At 60.3% G+C, this 14,819-nt stretch carries 15 protein-coding genes and 1 tRNA gene; 6 read left to right on the plus strand and 10 right to left on the minus strand.

Going from position 1 to position 14,819, the window contains the following annotated elements; translation table 11 throughout:
- Positions 1 to 25: 25 nt before the first annotated feature.
- Positions 26 to 101: transfer RNA gene (locus AKV04_RS12730), tRNA-Thr, on the plus strand.
- 156 nt (positions 102 to 257) lie between these two features.
- Here the strand turns inward: AKV04_RS12730 and mgrA are convergent.
- The gene (gene mgrA, locus AKV04_RS12735) at positions 258 to 1,277 is read right to left on the minus strand and encodes an L-glyceraldehyde 3-phosphate reductase (protein ID WP_054006783.1); all 1,020 of its coding nucleotides are present in this window, start codon (positions 1,275 to 1,277) and stop codon (positions 258 to 260) included.
- 158 nt (positions 1,278 to 1,435) lie between these two features.
- Here mgrA and AKV04_RS12740 point away from each other — a divergent pair, with 158 nt between their 5' ends.
- Entirely contained in the window at positions 1,436 to 3,262 is a 1,827-nt protein-coding gene (locus tag AKV04_RS12740) for an autotransporter assembly complex protein TamA (RefSeq protein WP_054006784.1), read from the plus strand.
- A complete protein-coding gene (locus AKV04_RS12745; RefSeq protein ID WP_054006785.1) occupies positions 3,262 to 6,786 on the plus strand; it encodes a translocation/assembly module TamB domain-containing protein in 3,525 nt (1,174 codons plus the stop codon). The genes AKV04_RS12740 and AKV04_RS12745 overlap by 1 nt, the downstream gene beginning before the upstream one ends.
- Here the strand turns inward: AKV04_RS12745 and AKV04_RS12750 are convergent.
- The 5 genes from AKV04_RS12750 to AKV04_RS12770 are packed head-to-tail and all read right to left on the minus strand — an operon-like array spanning position 6,780 to position 9,905.
- Positions 6,780 to 7,622 (minus strand): YihY/virulence factor BrkB family protein, encoded by an 843-nt coding sequence (locus AKV04_RS12750; protein ID WP_054006786.1) that lies wholly within the window; start codon positions 7,620 to 7,622, stop codon positions 6,780 to 6,782. The two genes, AKV04_RS12745 and AKV04_RS12750, sit on opposite strands and share 7 nt — an antisense overlap.
- A complete protein-coding gene (locus AKV04_RS12755) occupies positions 7,622 to 8,065 on the minus strand; it encodes a MarR family winged helix-turn-helix transcriptional regulator (RefSeq protein WP_156317520.1) in 444 nt (147 codons plus the stop codon). Before AKV04_RS12755 ends, AKV04_RS12750 begins: the two co-directional genes overlap by 1 nt.
- Entirely contained in the window at positions 8,065 to 8,895 is an 831-nt protein-coding gene (locus AKV04_RS12760; RefSeq protein WP_054006788.1) for a carbon-nitrogen hydrolase family protein, read from the minus strand. Before AKV04_RS12760 ends, AKV04_RS12755 begins: the two co-directional genes overlap by 1 nt.
- Positions 8,895 to 9,146: a glutaredoxin 3 gene (gene grxC, locus AKV04_RS12765; RefSeq protein ID WP_054006848.1), complete on the minus strand. Its 252-nt coding sequence runs from the start codon at positions 9,144 to 9,146 to the stop codon at positions 8,895 to 8,897. Before grxC ends, AKV04_RS12760 begins: the two co-directional genes overlap by 1 nt.
- 36 nt (positions 9,147 to 9,182) lie before the next feature.
- Positions 9,183 to 9,905 carry a double zinc ribbon domain-containing protein gene (locus AKV04_RS12770; RefSeq protein ID WP_054006789.1) on the minus strand — a complete coding sequence of 241 codons (723 nt, stop codon included), beginning with the start codon at positions 9,903 to 9,905 and terminating at the stop codon, positions 9,183 to 9,185.
- Positions 9,906 to 9,929: 24 nt separating this feature from the next.
- On the opposite strand from AKV04_RS12770, the gene AKV04_RS12775 reads away from it, so the two are divergent.
- Entirely contained in the window at positions 9,930 to 10,718 is a 789-nt protein-coding gene (locus AKV04_RS12775; RefSeq protein ID WP_054006790.1) for a methyltransferase domain-containing protein, read from the plus strand.
- Between the two features lie 46 nt (positions 10,719 to 10,764).
- Positions 10,765 to 11,823 (plus strand): ferrochelatase, encoded by a 1,059-nt coding sequence (hemH, locus tag AKV04_RS12780; RefSeq protein ID WP_054006791.1) that lies wholly within the window; start codon positions 10,765 to 10,767, stop codon positions 11,821 to 11,823.
- Between the two features lie 40 nt (positions 11,824 to 11,863).
- Here the strand turns inward: hemH and AKV04_RS12785 are convergent, their stop codons facing one another.
- From AKV04_RS12785 to AKV04_RS12795, 3 genes are all read right to left on the minus strand, one after another.
- A complete protein-coding gene (locus AKV04_RS12785; protein ID WP_054006792.1) occupies positions 11,864 to 12,091 on the minus strand; it encodes a hypothetical protein in 228 nt (75 codons plus the stop codon).
- A gap of 341 nt (positions 12,092 to 12,432) precedes the next feature.
- A complete protein-coding gene (locus AKV04_RS12790; RefSeq protein WP_054006793.1) occupies positions 12,433 to 12,615 on the minus strand; it encodes a hypothetical protein in 183 nt (60 codons plus the stop codon).
- 284 nt (positions 12,616 to 12,899) lie between these two features.
- Complete coding sequence (locus tag AKV04_RS12795) at positions 12,900 to 13,505, minus strand: L,D-transpeptidase (RefSeq protein WP_054006794.1); 606 nt, start codon at positions 13,503 to 13,505, stop codon at positions 12,900 to 12,902.
- A gap of 198 nt (positions 13,506 to 13,703) precedes the next feature.
- Between AKV04_RS12795 and dalA the strand changes: the two genes are divergently transcribed.
- Complete coding sequence (gene dalA / locus AKV04_RS12800; RefSeq protein WP_082351625.1) at positions 13,704 to 14,219, plus strand: divisome-associated lipoprotein DalA; 516 nt, start codon at positions 13,704 to 13,706, stop codon at positions 14,217 to 14,219.
- Between the two features lie 62 nt (positions 14,220 to 14,281).
- Here dalA and AKV04_RS12805 read toward each other — a convergent pair whose 3' ends face one another.
- A complete protein-coding gene (locus tag AKV04_RS12805; RefSeq protein ID WP_054006796.1) occupies positions 14,282 to 14,794 on the minus strand; it encodes a L,D-transpeptidase family protein in 513 nt (170 codons plus the stop codon).
- Positions 14,795 to 14,819: the final 25 nt, after the last annotated feature.

Here is a 14,819-nt window from a genome sequence, read left to right on the forward strand (position 1 = left end):
GACCTAGGAGAAGCCACCAGAAAGTGCCGCTGTAGCTCAGCTGGTAGAGCACGTCATTCGTAATGATGGGGTCGGGAGTTCGAGTCTCTTCAGCGGCACCACTTTCTAAATTCTCTGCCTAAGGTTATGTTGCAGAATGGAAGACCCCTGCACGGGAGCTTCCCGAATTCGGCATGTTGTGGTGCGCGTGTTGGTCTGTGTTCTTCAGGCCGAGATGCTAGTTGACCCCGGCCCGCCTGTGTTTTCAAACCCTCAGATCACTCAGAGGATTTCGCCCAGAGGTTGATGGATTTCTCTTCGGAAATTGCGTCGATGGTAGCAAGTTCTGCTGGCGTGAAATCAAGGTTGTTGATCGCCCCGACGCAATCGACGATCTGCGAAGGTTTGGAGGCACCGATCAACGCCGAGGTGATGCCGCCGCCACGCAGCACCCAAGCAATCGCCATCTGCGCAAGGGTCTGACCACGCGCCTGCGCCATCTCGTTCAGCTTTTTCACCGATTCAATTGCCTTTTCCACCACGGAAGGGTGCAAAGACTTGTCCTGCGCGGCGCGGCTGCCTGCGGGAATGCCGTTGAGGTATTTGTTGGTGAGCAAACCCTGCGCCAGCGGCACGAAGGCGATCGACCCCATGCCAAGCTCGCTGAGCGCGTCTTTCAGCCCATCGGTTTCGACCCAGCGGTTGAGGATGTTATAGCTTGGCTGATGGATCAGGCAGGGGGTGCCCAATTCTTTCAGAATGGCATGGGCTTCGCGGGTGCGCTGGGTGTTATAGCTGGAAATCCCGACATAGAGCGCGCGACCGGAACGGACGATGTGATCCAGTGCCATCATGGTTTCTTCAAGCGGTGTTTCTGGATCAAAGCGGTGCGAATAGAAGATATCGACGTAATCCAGCCCCATCCGCTTCAGCGATTGGTCACACGACGCGATAAGATATTTGCGCGAGCCCCATTCGCCGTAAGGACCGCCCCACATGTCATAGCCAGCCTTGGATGAGATGATCATCTCATCCCGGTAGGGTTTGAAATCAGATTTCAGGATCTCGCCGAAGGCGGTTTCAGCGGAACCGGGCGGCGGGCCGTAGTTGTTGGCCAGATCAAAATGCGTGATGCCCAGATCAAAAGCGGTTTGACACATCGCGCGTTTGGTCGCGTGCGGCGTGTCATCGCCAAAGTTGTGCCACAGCCCAAAAGAAATCGCGGGCAGTTTCAGGCCGGAGTTGCCACAGCGGCGGTAGGGCATAGACTCATAGCGGTTTTCGGCAGCGGTATACATGGCGAGCCCTCTGTTTGGTTTGCGCTAACAGTTCGGCGCAAACTGCGCTTGCGTCAAGGGCGCGGCGAACCGCCGATGCGTAGAAATCGTGATGGGCGGCGGCGTTGCCCTTTGCGGCTGATCACGGCATAGTGTGGATAAGTTGAGGCGGAGTATCCATGTATAGTGTTCAGGTCAAGAAAACGTCGCGCATCGTCGCGGGGGCATTGATGCTGTGTCTGGTCGCGGGCACAGCCGGGCAAGCACTTGATCGGCTTGAGTTTACTGTGCCAGACGCGCCGAAAGCGTTGGAGGAAGAGCTGCGCGCGGCTTCGATTCTGTTGGCCTCGGAAAAGGCTGGCAACACGCTGGCGCAGGATATTTTCACTGATGCGCGGGCGGAATATGCCAGCTTGCTGAACGCGCTTTATGCGCGTGGGTATTATTCTGCGGTGATCCACGTTTATGTCGATGGCGTCGAGGCCGCCAGTATTGCCCCTTTGGACGCGCCGGGGGCGATCTCGGCGATCAAGGTGGTGGTGGAGCCGGGGCCGGAATTTGCTTTCAGTCAGGCGCGGATAGCTCCCTTGGCCAAACGCACCGAACTGCCCGAGGGCTTTGCCGTAGGCAAGACCGCCGAAAGTGGCGTGATCCTGGAAGCGGTGACGGCGGGCGTGAACGGCTGGCGCGACCGCTCTTATGCCAAGGCGGAGGTGGCCAGCCAAAAGCTGACAGCGGACCACGCCAGCGCTAAATTGGCGGCGGATGTGGTGCTTGATCCGGGGCCCGCCCTGCGCTTTGGGCGGCTAACAATCAAAGGCGCAGACCGGATGCGGCTGGCGCGGGTGCGCGCGATTGCAGGCCTGCCGGAGGGCGAGGCTTTTAGCCCTGCTGAAGTGGACCGGGCGGCGGCGCGTCTGCGCCGTACCGGCGTGTTCAAATCGGTGACGCTGACCGAGGATGATTTCATCACCTCGCCGGATTTGCTGGGGATTACAGCGACTTTGGTGGAAGAAAAGAAGCGCCGCTATACTTTTGGGGCGGAGATCAGCAGCAATGACGGGTTGACGCTGAACGCAGCTTGGCTGCATCGCAACCTGTTTGGCGGCGGTGAGCGGCTGAAGATCAGCGGCGATGTCACCAATATTGGATCGGCAGTGGGTGGGGCAGATTATATGCTCGGCGTCTCGTTGGAGCGTCCGGCCACCTTTAGCCCGGATACCACGGCGGGTGTAGCCTTTAGCTATGGCAGGATGAACGAGGCCGATTACGACGCCGATTTGTTCAGCGCGACCGTGACGCTCAGCCAGGTGGTGACAGAACAACTGTCGGGAAAAGCGGGGCTGTCGTATGACTACGCCCGCATCACCGATCCGATTGGGGAGTCCACTTACCGCGCTGTGTCGTTGCCGATCAGTGTGATCTGGGATCGGCGTGACAGCAAAACCGATGCGACGCGGAACTTCTATGTCACGGGCGAGGTGAAGCCGTTCTTAGGCTTTGGCGATACCGACAGCGGCGTGCGAGCGACGTTTGATCTGCGTGGCTATCGAGCTTTGGGCGAGGCGAAGCGGCTGGTGCTGGCAGGGCGGGTGCAGGCGGGCGCAGTATTTGGCGCAAACCTTGCGGGCACGCCGCGCGATTACCTGTTCTATTCGGGCGGCGGCGGCACGGTGCGCGGGCAGCCCTACCAATCCTTGGGCGTGAATGTGTTAAGTGACGGCCTGGGCGGGACGTTCCAGACCGGCGGCAAGACCTTTATCGGCGGCTCATTTGAGGCGCGGATGAAGGTGACCGATTCCATCGGCGTGGTGGGTTTTGTCGATATCGGCCGGATCGACGCCAGTGAGTTCTTCAGCGATTCCGGGGATTGGCACGCAGGCGCGGGCGTCGGTGTGCGCTATGCGACTCCGGTGGGGCCGATCCGGTTGGATGTGGCGGGGCCGGTGGGCGGCAATACTGGCGACGGGGTGCAGATTTACGTTGGTTTGGGGCAGGCGTTCTGATGCGGAAATTATTCCTTGCCAGCTGTCTGGCTTTGATGCCGCTGAGCGGCCACGCGCAAACCGATGATCGCGATTACCTAACCGCGTTTCTGGAAGACAGTCTGTCGGGTGCTGGCCGCAAGGTGGTGGTGACGGGCTTTGCGGGCGCTTTGTCGTCGCAAGCCAGCCTGACCGAATTGACCATTGCCGACGATAACGGCATCTGGCTGACCCTGCGCGATGTGAAACTGGACTGGAGCCGATCTGCGCTGTTGTCGGGCGAAGTGGTGGTGAATGAGCTGACCGCCGGAGAGATCGTGCTGGATCGCCTGCCAGTGGCCGGATCAGGCGCGCCATCGCCCGAAGCGGGGACCTTCGCGCTGCCCGAACTTCCGGTTTCGGTTGAGATTGACCAGATTTCGGCCAAGCATATCGTATTGGGGCCAAGTGTGCTGGGCACCGGGCTGGAGGCGACGCTGGAAGCCTCGATGTCTTTGTCCGGCGGCGAGGGCAAGGGCAGTCTGGTGCTGGAACGCACCGATGCGGGGCCGGCGGGCAAAGTCTCGCTGACCGCATCTTACGTCAACGCCACGCAGCAGGTGTCGATTGATCTGGCGGCGAAAGAAGCGGCTGGCGGCATTGCTTCGGTCAAGTTGCGGCTGCCCGGCGCGCCTTCGGTGGCGCTGACTGTAAAGGGGGCAGGCCCGGTTTCCGATTTCGCCGCCGATGTCGCGCTGACCACCGATGGCGTCGATCGGTTGGCGGGCAAGATCACCCTGACGGGTCAAAAAGATGGCGCCACGGCGTTTTCGACCAATCTGGCGGGCGATTTGGCCCCGTTGTTCCTGCCGTCTTATGCCGAGTTTTTTGGCAATTCGGTCAGCTTGACTACGGCGGGCCAACGCTGGCCGGATGGCCGTTTGGCGCTGGACAGCCTGACGGTGAAGGCCAAAGCGCTGGCGCTGCAAGGCTCGCTGTCGTTGGCCTCGGATGGCTTGCCGCAGAAGTTCAACCTGACCGGAAAGATCGCAGCGCCGGATGGCAGCCCGGTGGTGTTGCCGCTGACGACCAGGCTTCCGGTCAAGGTTAACTCGGCTGATATCGCTTTGGGCTATGATGCCACGCAGGATGAAGGTTGGAACGCCAACATCGCTATTCGGGGCTATGACACAGCCGATTTTCGCACCAGCAGCCTTAGTCTTTCCGGTTCTGGCCGGATCGCGCGGCTTGCAGGCAAACGGCAGGTGGGCGGCAATTTCAAGTATACCGCCGAAGGGCTAGAGCCGACCGATCTAAACCTTGGCCGCGCACTGGGCTCGGTGGTCTGGGGCGATGCCTCGGCCTATTGGCGCGAGGGCGATGGCAGCGTCACCGTGCAACGGATGAACCTGACCGGAGAGGATTATTCCGCGCTGCTGAATGGTAAGATCGAAGGGCTGGGCGACGCTTTTGCAATCACCGGCAAAGCCAGCGCCAAGATGGAAGATCTGTCGCGGCTGTCGGGCTTGGTAGATCGCAATCTGGCGGGCGCGGCAGAGGTTTCGGTCAGTGGCAATGGCAGCCCGATCACCGGGGCTTTCGATCTGACGGGCAGTGCCACGGGCACCGATATGCAGGTTGGTCAGGCCGAGTTGGATAATCTGTTGCGTGGGCAGGCCACTGTGACGGCCTCAGTGCTGCGCAGTACCGAGGGCACCACGCTCCGCGATCTGACGGTGCAGGCATCGTCGTTGAAGATGAAAGCCGCAGGCAGCTTGGCGAGCACGGGCAGCGACATCACAGCCAATCTGCTGTTCCGCGATTTGGGCAGTTTGGGCGGACAGTATCGCGGCGCGCTTGGCGGAGAAGCGCATCTGACCGGGACATTGGCGGCGGGCAAGCTGACGTTTGATGCCAATGGCCGCGGCTTGTCGATTGGCAATCCGCAGGCGGATAAGCTGTTGGCGGGCAACTCTGTCGTGGGGTTGGTACTGTCGATGAAAGATAGCGTGATCCAAGTCGACAGCGCCACGCTGTCTAACTCGCAACTGGAGGCGCAAGCCTCGGGCAGTGTGACCGGCGACAAGCAGACGGTTGATCTGACGGCGCGGCTGAAGAACCTTGCGCTGATCGTGCCCGAGTTTCCGGGCGCTTTATCAGTGACAGGCACGGCGGTGCAGGATGCCTCAGGCCTGACGCTGGATCTGGTGGGCAAAGGGCCGGGGCAGATTGATGCGACGGTGAAGGGCAAAATCGCACCGGGGTTCGGCTCGGGGGATCTGGCGATCAAGGGTACCGCGCAGGCGGCGCTGGCCAATGCCTTCATCCAACCAAGGGCGATTTCCGGGCAGGTGGGTTTTGATCTGCGGCTGAACGGCACGCTGGGGCTGCAGTCTTTGTCTGGCCCGGTGACGCTGTCGGGTGGGCGTCTGGCCGACCCCAGCTTGGGCTTTGCCTTGCAGGACATCGCCGCCCGCGCCAATCTCGTGCGGGGGCAGGCTGCGATTGATGTGACGACGAATGTTTCTTCAGGCGGCAGTTTGACGGTGAACGGCACCGCAGGCCTGAGCGCACCCTACGCGGGCGATCTGGCGGTGAATGTGCGGCAGGTGACGTTGCGCGATCCTGATCTTTATCAAACCACGCTGAGCGGCGCTGTCACGCTCAAAGGCCCCCTGATGGGCGGCGCGCTAATCGCAGGCCGGATCGGATTGACTGAAACCGAGCTGCGTGTGCCATCGACGGGATTTGGCGGTGCGGGCGGTTTGCCGGGGCTGGAGCATAAGAATGAGCCGAAACCAGTGCGCGCCACACGCGCACGGGCAGGGCTGATTGCCACCGGCAAAAACGGCGGCGCAGGCGGCAGCGGACTGGGCTATGGCTTGGACATCACCGTGTCGGCCCCCAGCCTGTTCATCCGGGGTCGGGGTTTGGATGTTGAGATGGGCGGCGAATTGCGCCTGCTGGGCAGCACCGATGCCGTGGTGCCCTCGGGCGCGTTCGAGCTGATCCGCGGGCGGTTGGAGCTTTTGGGCAAGCGCCTCGTTCTCTCTGAGGCGGTGTTGCAGATGCAAGGCGACCTGGTGCCCTATATCCATATCGTTGCCGATACGCAAAACGACGGCATCACCAGCGGCGTGACGATCGACGGCCCCGCGACCGATCCGGTGGTGACCTTCACCTCCACCCCTGAACTGCCGCAGGAAGAAGTCTTGGCTCAGCTGCTGTTCGGGCAGGGCCTAGAGAACCTCTCGGCGTTTCAAGCGCTGCAACTGGCCAATGCCGTGGCGACTTTGGCCGGGCGCGGCGGACAGGGCATTGTCTCAAAACTGCGCGAGGGCTTCGGATTGGACAATCTCGATGTGAAAACCGATGCGGCGGGTGGGGCTGCGGTAACGGCGGGGAAGTATCTCACCAAGAACGTCTATTCCGAAGTCACGGTGGATCAGAATGGCCAGTCTGAGATTAACCTGAACTTGGATGTCAGCAAATCTGTGACGCTGCGGGCGAAGTCAGGCTCAGATGGCGATACTGGCTTGGGCATCGTGCTGGAAAAAGACTACTGAAACGGGCGGCGGTTGCGGTTGCGTTCGGCATCCACCGCTGCTCCCAAAAGCACCGCATAGGCGCTAACGTAGAGCCACATCAGCAGCACCACCACGGCACCGATGGAGCCGTAAACCCGGTTGTAAGACGCGAAATTCGCCAGATACAAAGTGAAGCCGCGCGTCGCCAACACCCACAGGATCACCGCCACCAGCAGGCCCCACGACAACAGCGGCGGCTTGGTGCTGGTGTAGTTTGGACCCAAGCGGTAGGCTAGACCCACGGCCAGCACGGCGGCCACGATGCCCAGCAGCAGGTTGGAATCGGCCAGCATCGAGCTGGGGACGGCACTGGGCAGGTAGGCGATCAGCACCGGCAGGACGACCGCCATCACCAGCGCCGCCAGCACCAGCCCGACCAGCACAAAGGTCAACACGATCGCGCGCAGCTGGTGCCAATGGCCAGAGCGGTTCGGCAGGTGGTGAATGGCGTTCAGGCCTCGGATCAGCGCCGCGACCCCGGCCCGCGCCGACCACAACGCCAGAGCGGTGGACAGCAATGTGGTCAGGCCGAGATTGCCGGCTGGCACGGCCAGCAAAGCCTCAACCTGACCGAAGATCAGCGAATAGGCGTCATGCGGGAGAAAGCCGCGCAGCAGTTCGATTTCATCGCGGATCACCGAAGGATTGGAAATAAATCCCCAAATCGCGATGATCGCGGCGGCAGCGGGGAAGATCGCGAGGAAGGCATAAAAGGCCACGCCCGCCGCGATCAGGTCCAACTCGGCCTGTTCGGTGCGGCGATAATAGCGCAGGATCGCTGCGTTGACGTTGGGGGGCAGAAGGCGCAACCGCATCAGTCTTCGCCTTCTAACCGCACACGCAATTCGCGCAATACGGGTAACACTGCACGGACCTTATCGGCTCCCAATGCGTTGACGACATCGGCAATCAGCGGTGAAACCGAGGCCACGGCGGTATCGCGGGCTGACCTTCCCGACGGGCTGATGGCGACAAATTTCTGCCGCGCATCGTCCCAATCGGGGCGGATATGGATATGACCCGCCCATTCCAGTTTAGCGAGGGTGTTGGTCATAGCACCGCGGGTGACGTGAAACGCACGGGCCAGTTGCGCCGGGGTGCGTTCCTCGTTCAGCCGGGCCAAGTGGTTCAGCACCGAGAAATGCGACAACTGCATGCCCTTCGGTAGCGCCTTCGAGATGCGGTTGCGCGCCAGTTGATCCGCCATGAACAGCTCGCCAAACAGTGCCACGGCAATCTCGTCGGTGCGCGGGTCGATCATGGCCCGGTAAACTCCCGATCATGGCTGAGAGAGGGGACGCGGGCACGGGCTTTGGTTACCGCATCAAGGTCGAGGTCAACAAAAGTGACACCGGGCTCGGTGCCAGCATCGGCCAAAACCTCACCCCAAGGGGCAATCGCAAGGGAATGGCCGTAGGTGTTGCGGCCCTTGCCGTCAGTCTCGGGATGAAAGCCGCTCTGCGCCGGGGCCAGCACGAAGCATCCGGTTTCAATCGCCCGCGCCCGCAGCAGCGTATGCCAATGCGCAGCGCCAGTGATGTGGTTGAACGCCGCCGGAACCGTGATGATCTGCGCGCCCGCCTGCGCAAGACGGCGATAGAGATGCGGGAAGCGCACGTCGTAGCAGACGGTCATGCCGATTTTGGCGAAGGGTGTCTCGGCCAGAACGGCCATGGTGCCGGGACGATAGCCTGCTGATTCGCGGTAGACCTCAGTCTCCGACACATTCACGTCGAACATGTGGATTTTGTCGTAGCGCGCTACGATCTCGCCTGTGGGTGCGATCAGAAACGACCGATTGGCAAAGCGGCCATCTGCATCGTGGGTCAGCACGCCCAAAGACCCGATCAGCAGCCAAATCCCTGCCTTAGCCGCCTGATCACGCAAAGCGGCGAGGGTTTCATCCTGATCCTCATGCCGCATCACAGCGCGTTGATGCGTGCGGCTGGAGGACAAAAGGTTGGTACACTCCGGGGTCAGCACAAATTCCGCACCACCGTCCCCCGCCGCCGCGATATGCGCCTGCGTCACCGCCAGATTGGCAATCGGATCATCGCCAACCGTCAACTGTACCAACCCCGCGCGCATCAGGCCAACAACGGATCAAGTTTGCCGGCGTGGTCCAGCGCGTGCAGATCATCGCAGCCGCCAACATGGGCACCGCCAATGAAAATCTGCGGCACCGAGCGGCGTCCGGCGCGTTCAGTCATCGCTTGGCGCAAGCTGGGGTCAGAACCCACGTCGATTTCCTTGTAAGCCACACCTTTTTTCTTCAGCAAGCCCTTGGCCGCGATGCAGTAGGGGCAGGTCTGGGTGGTATAAATCTCAACGGTTTTCATCAGCAAATCCTTAGAGTCAGAAGTGACTATAAGGATTTAGGCATCCTTCGCAACGCGGGCTAGGGCCAGAACAGAAATCCCTATTGCACCGCCTGCAATACACGCCTCGGCAGCGGCGGCAAAAGTCGCGCCCGAGGTCATCACATCGTCGATCAGCAGCACATGCCGCCCCTCTACCCGGTTCGCACGGCGCGGATGCAGCGCCAAAGCCTCCGCCATATTGGCAAAGCGGCCATCGCGGCTGCGGCCCTCTTGGCTGCCAGTATGACGACGGCGAATCAGCAGATCGGGGCAATGATCGAGGCTCGCCAGCTTCGCCACCGCCGTCGACAGCAAAGCCGCCTGATTGTAGCGCCGTTTGATCAGTCGCAGCCAATGCAGCGGGATCGGAGCCACGATCATCCCAGGTTTGATCATCGGCTCCGCCACTCGATGCAGCCATTGCGACGCAGGCCGCGCCAGATCCAGTCTGTCGCCATGCTTCAGCGCCAACACGATCCTGCGCGCGTTGTCCTTGTACAGCATGGCCGCCCGCCCCTGCGACCACGGTCGCGCGATGGTCAGGCAGTCATCGCAATGCTCGGGCTTGCCGGTCTCCTCGCCCGGCAAAGGCACGCCGCAGTGATCGCAAACCAGCCCGGTGATGAACGGCGTCTCGCGCCAGCAGGCCCCACACAGGCCGAAATCGGTTGTCACCCGCGCATCGCAGGTCAGACACTGCGGCGGGTAGATCAGATGCAGCGCGGCTTGCAATCCCATGCCTTCCCCCTATGGTCGCGCCCCATGACGCCAACCCTGACCGACCGCAAAGCTCTTGCCCTGCACCGTGCCCGTGCGAGCGCCTTCTTCCTGCAAGAAGAAGCGGTCGCTGAAGTGCAGGATCGCCTGAGCGAAGTTAATAGGTCGTTTATAAATCCGCTCGTGGTGACCGCTTTTCCGCATTTGTGGTCAGATTTTCCGTCGATTGCCGATGACGAGACGCTAAACCTGCAAATCGAGGCGCAGGATCTCGTGATCAACGCCCTCACCCTGCATTGGGCAAATGATCCGGTCGGGCAGTTGGTGCAATGCCGCCGCGCCCTGCGCCCGGATGGTTTGTTCTTGGGCTTGCTGTTTGGTGGCCAAACCCTACATGAACTCCGCGCCTGTCTGGCGCAGGCGGAGGCGGAAACCACAGGCGGGATTTCCCCCCGCGTGCTGCCGATGGGCGAGATTCGTGACCTTGGTGGCTTGTTGCAACGCGCGGGCTTTGCGCTGCCCGTGGCCGACAGCTTCACCAAGACCGTGCTCTATCGCGACGCCTTTCATCTGATGGCCGATCTGCGGGCGATGGGCGAGGGCAATGCCTTGGCCGCGCGGTTGAAACATCCGACCCGTCGCGCGGTGATGACTCGTGCGGCGCAGATTTACACTGAAACCTTTGCCACATCCGAAGGCCTGATCCCGGCGACGTTTGAGGTGATCTGCCTGACCGGATGGGCGCCGCATGAAGCCCAGCAAAAACCGCTGCGGCCCGGATCAGCCACAGCCCGGCTGGAAGACGCGCTAAAGGCCGCAGTCAAGAACGGTTGACGTGGCAGCCCGCCGCGTTATCTCGGGGTCAGCTTTAGGAGCCAACATGACTGATATCGCCCCCGGAACCGGACGCCTCGCCGCTGCCCCCGCTGATCACCCCCCGGTGAAACAGGCCAAGATCGGCATTCTGCTGGCCAATCTCGGCACGCCGGATGGCTATGACTATTGGTCGATGCGGCGGTACTTGTCAGAGTTTCTGTCTGACAAGCGCGTCGTCGATATCCCAGATTGGAAGTGGCAGCCACTTTTGCAACTGATCATCCTGACCAAGCGGCCCTTCACATCAGGGGCGAATTACAAGCTGATCTGGAACCACGAGAAAAACGAAAGCCCACTGCTGACGATCACCAAAGCGCAGACTGCGGCAATTGCCTCCGCTATTGCTGCCAAGCATGGCGACAGCATTATGCTTGATTTCGCGATGCGCTATGGCAACCCATCTACCGAGTCGAAGGTCAAAGCCATGGTCGCGGCGGGATGCGAGAAGATTTTGTTCTTCCCGCTCTATCCACATTACGCTGGTGCCACCTCGGCCACCGCCAACGACGCGTTCTTCGCGGCTTTGATGAAAGAAAAACGCCAGCCTGCCGCCCGCACCGTGCCGGAATACTTCGACCACCCCGCCTATATCGAGGCCCTCGCGCAATCAGTAGAACGCGCCTATGCGCGCCTAGATCACAAGCCCGACGTGCTGGTCACGTCCTACCACGGCATGCCGATCCGCTATCTGATGCAGGGCGATCCCTACCACTGCCAATGCGCCAAAACCACGCGGTTGCTGCGTGAGCGGTTGGGTTGGGACAAGGGCACCATTGATGTGACCTTCCAGTCAGTGTTTGGCCGCGAGGAATGGCTGAAACCCTATACCGTCAAGCATGTCGCCGAACTGGCCAAGCAGGGCAAAAAACGCATCGCGGTCATGGCTCCGGCATTCTCAGCCGATTGCATCGAGACACTGGAAGAAATCAACGGCGAAATCCGCGAGTCTTTCGAACACGCGGGCGGTGAGGTGTTCACCTATATCCCATGCCTCAACGACGAAGCTGCCCACATCAACGCACTGGTGCAGGTGATCGAGGAAAACCTCGCCGGATGGATCTAGCGCCTCAGCCCTGCCGTGTGAGGCAGGGCTTTCTGCCCGATCAGCCGCCTGTGGCAACCACTTCAACCGGGTCGCTACCGCCGCCACCGCTCGACGCCACCGCTGCGATGACCAGCACCAGCAGCAACAGCGGGATAATGACCCCGCCCGACGAGGATGCGGTTTGCGCCGCAACAACCTCCGGCTCCATCACCGGTTCGACAACACCGCCTGCAAAAGCAGAGGTTGTTGCCAGCGACAAAGCGGCAGCAAAAGCAATCTTCTTCATGGGTATCTCCAATAAACGTCAAATCCGCGCGGGTTTGCGCGACCAGATCATCCTCAAAAAAACCACCTGCGAAAGGCACCACACGGTTGCGCCGCCGATCCTGATCACAACACCTTGGCTACATAACCGCGGCGCTTTGCGTGGCCAGATAAAACCTGTGCATCCGTGCGGAAAATTTAGCGACGAACGCCTTAGCAATCAATCAGTTCTTAGTGAATGTGCATGTTTAGCTTGAAATTCTAAAATTAGTGTCGGCTACAACAGAGCTTCCTCGATTCAGCCCGTAAAATAGAAAAGGACGGCAGATTGCTCTGCCGCCCTTTCCAAATTCGATCCAAGGATTAGTTGGACGAAACTGCAGCAGCCACAATAACGAGCAGCAGCAGCGGGATCAGGATGCCGCCCGAGGACGACGTGGTTGCCGCTTTGACAACTTCCGGTTCCATTACGGGTTCAACAACGCCGCCAGCGAAAGCGGTGGTAGCAGCAACCGACAAAGCGGCAGCGAGAGCGATTTTTTTCATGTCTATCTCCAGTTTTCTGCATACCGCCAAATTCGCAGAGGCGACGGCACGCACCCAAGAATATTCCTCGTATCTGCTCTCTAACCCGGCTCTCATCGAAATTGCAACGTCGCACCAAAATCAGGCCCAAAGCGCGTCAGGTTGTCGTCAATTTAGCAACACCTTGCAGAGGGGTTCGCAGAAATGCGCGGCAGAACCGAAAACACTTTGGTTTCAAAGGCAACGTAGGCCCGCAAAACCGCCTGACACGGCAGTTCTGCGGCCATCAAACCAGCGCCGAATTGTTAGATGAACACAACCTGAGTGCCGACCTTAGCCAAGGCAAACAGTTCCAGAATATGCTCGTTATACAGCCCAACACAGCCGTTCGACGACCGCCGCCCGATCTTGCGGGTGTCATGCGTGCCGTGGATGCGATAGGCAGGCCAGTCGAGGTACAGCGCGCGCACCCCCAGCGGATTTTCGGGCGACCCACCGGGCACGACTTTCGGCCAATCCGGGTTCCGCTCCAACTCGCCTGCGGTCGGAATCCACGTCGGATTGACCACCTTCTGAATCACGCTGGTGTGGCCGCGCCGAGTCAGTTCTTCGTTCAATGGCACCGAGCTGGGGTAAAGCCGATAGACAGCTTGATCTTCCGACCAGTAATGCAGCGCACGTGATTCGAGATCGGCGACGATGACACCGTTGCGGGTATTGTCGAAGTAATCGCGCCAGTCCAGCATCCGAAAACCCGAGATATTGTTGCGGATCGGACCCGTCAGCGGCTTATCCATCTCGGTTGTGCCGGCCTGCTGTGCTGCGGCGGGAAGGGCTGCGGCGGTCAAAACCGTCGCGGCACCGCCCAGAAACAGGCGGCGGTTCAGCGTATTGCGGGGTGCGGCGGCCATACGGCTTCTCCATTTTTCATCTGCTCTGCGACGGCTTTTACCGCTTTGGCGGCCCCGCCGCAAATCAAAGACGCGTTAGTAGGCGATCTGACGCCAAGTTTGACACAATTTCTATGGGTTGGATTTGAAACCGGGGACGGACTTCGCTAAGCACAGGCAAACAAAGGGCCACAGGCGGTCCGAATAGGGTGTAAGCAGATGAACAGACGAACAGCCCTTGTCGCGGGCAGCGCAACGTTACTCCTCGCCTCCTGCGCTATGAGTTCGGCCCCTCCGGTGGACGCCACTGGCGCAGCGTTGCCGCGAGTCTATCGCATCACGGCGGCCGAGGCTGAAAAGATCCCGTTCCGTTTGCTTGATTCGGTGAACGCATTGCGCACCGCCAAAGGGGTGCAATCGCTTGCCTATAATGCCGCTCTGAACGCTGCCGCCCTCACCCACTCCCGCGATATGTCGGTGCAGAATCGGCCGTGGCATTTTGGTTCGGACGGCTCGTCGCCGCTGCTGCGGGTGCAACGCGTCGGCTACACCGGTCAGTTCTTGGGCGAGACGATTTCCGAGACCTATCAAACCGAGCTGGAAACCCTATCCGCTTGGATGGGCGAAGCCGATACCCGCGATGTCATCCTGAATCCCAAAGCGCGCGAAATTGGCTTTGCTTGGTTCCAAGAGGAATCCGGTAAGATATGGTGGACGCTGGTATTGGGTGGCTGATCCAAGCGAACTCATAGCCGACGCAGACGAAAACGGGGGCCAGTGCGGCCCCCTTTTATGTCTTAGGGTAGGATCACAATCGGCGTACCCGGATTGATCATCGCGTAAATTCGTTCAACTTCTTCATCCGTCACGGCGATGCAGCCCGCCGTCCAATCCGGGCTGGACACCTTGCGCGGCTTGCCATTGGCTTTGCGCGGCGGCCCACCGTGGATCATGATATCTCCACCCGGAGGTTTGCCCAGCAACGCGGCATGGGCGCGGTCTTCAGTGTTGGGATAGCTGATGCCAAGCGACAGATGGTAGCGCGAATCCGGGTTGCGATGGGTGATGTAATAGATGCCCTCGGGGGTTTTGAGATCACCCTCATATTCCTTCGCGCCGACCGGAACACCGCCTAAACCGATGTCATAGGCCTTGATGACCTTGCTGTTGTGCAGCAGATACATCTTGCGATTGGCCTTCTGCACCTGCACCGAGGTGATCTCTGGTCCGTGATAGGTTTTGAATTTCGATGAGCAGGCGGTCAGCGCCAGCCCAGCCAAAATCACCACAAGAATCCGCAAAACCCGCATCGACTGCCCGTTCGTTATTATATTT

This window comes from Cypionkella psychrotolerans (assembly GCF_001294535.1).
GTDB classification, from domain to species: Bacteria; Pseudomonadota; Alphaproteobacteria; order Rhodobacterales; family Rhodobacteraceae; genus Cypionkella; species Cypionkella psychrotolerans.

Excerpts from the sequence above, each read along its gene's own strand:
- grxC (WP_054006848.1), bottom strand. The coding sequence starts at position 9,146 with ATGAAAACCGTTGAGATTTATACCACCCAGACCTGCCCCTACTGCATC.
- AKV04_RS12770 (WP_054006789.1), bottom strand. The coding sequence starts at position 9,905 with ATGGGATTGCAAGCCGCGCTGCATCTGATCTACCCGCCGCAGTGTCTG.
- AKV04_RS12790 (WP_054006793.1), bottom strand. The coding sequence starts at position 12,615 with ATGAAAAAAATCGCTCTCGCTGCCGCTTTGTCGGTTGCTGCTACCACC.
- AKV04_RS12795 (WP_054006794.1), bottom strand. The coding sequence starts at position 13,505 with ATGGCCGCCGCACCCCGCAATACGCTGAACCGCCGCCTGTTTCTGGGC.
- AKV04_RS12775 (WP_054006790.1), top strand. The coding sequence starts at position 9,930 with ATGACGCCAACCCTGACCGACCGCAAAGCTCTTGCCCTGCACCGTGCC.
- AKV04_RS12745 (WP_054006785.1), top strand. The coding sequence starts at position 3,262 with ATGCGGAAATTATTCCTTGCCAGCTGTCTGGCTTTGATGCCGCTGAGC.
- dalA (WP_082351625.1), top strand. The coding sequence starts at position 13,704 with ATGAACAGACGAACAGCCCTTGTCGCGGGCAGCGCAACGTTACTCCTC.
- hemH (WP_054006791.1), top strand. The coding sequence starts at position 10,765 with ATGACTGATATCGCCCCCGGAACCGGACGCCTCGCCGCTGCCCCCGCT.
- AKV04_RS12750 (WP_054006786.1), bottom strand. The coding sequence starts at position 7,622 with ATGCGGTTGCGCCTTCTGCCCCCCAACGTCAACGCAGCGATCCTGCGC.
- AKV04_RS12805 (WP_054006796.1), bottom strand. The coding sequence starts at position 14,794 with ATGCGGGTTTTGCGGATTCTTGTGGTGATTTTGGCTGGGCTGGCGCTG.
- AKV04_RS12740 (WP_054006784.1), top strand. The coding sequence starts at position 1,436 with ATGTATAGTGTTCAGGTCAAGAAAACGTCGCGCATCGTCGCGGGGGCA.
- AKV04_RS12785 (WP_054006792.1), bottom strand. The coding sequence starts at position 12,091 with ATGAAGAAGATTGCTTTTGCTGCCGCTTTGTCGCTGGCAACAACCTCT.
- mgrA (WP_054006783.1), bottom strand. The coding sequence starts at position 1,277 with ATGTATACCGCTGCCGAAAACCGCTATGAGTCTATGCCCTACCGCCGC.
- AKV04_RS12760 (WP_054006788.1), bottom strand. The coding sequence starts at position 8,895 with ATGCGCGCGGGGTTGGTACAGTTGACGGTTGGCGATGATCCGATTGCC.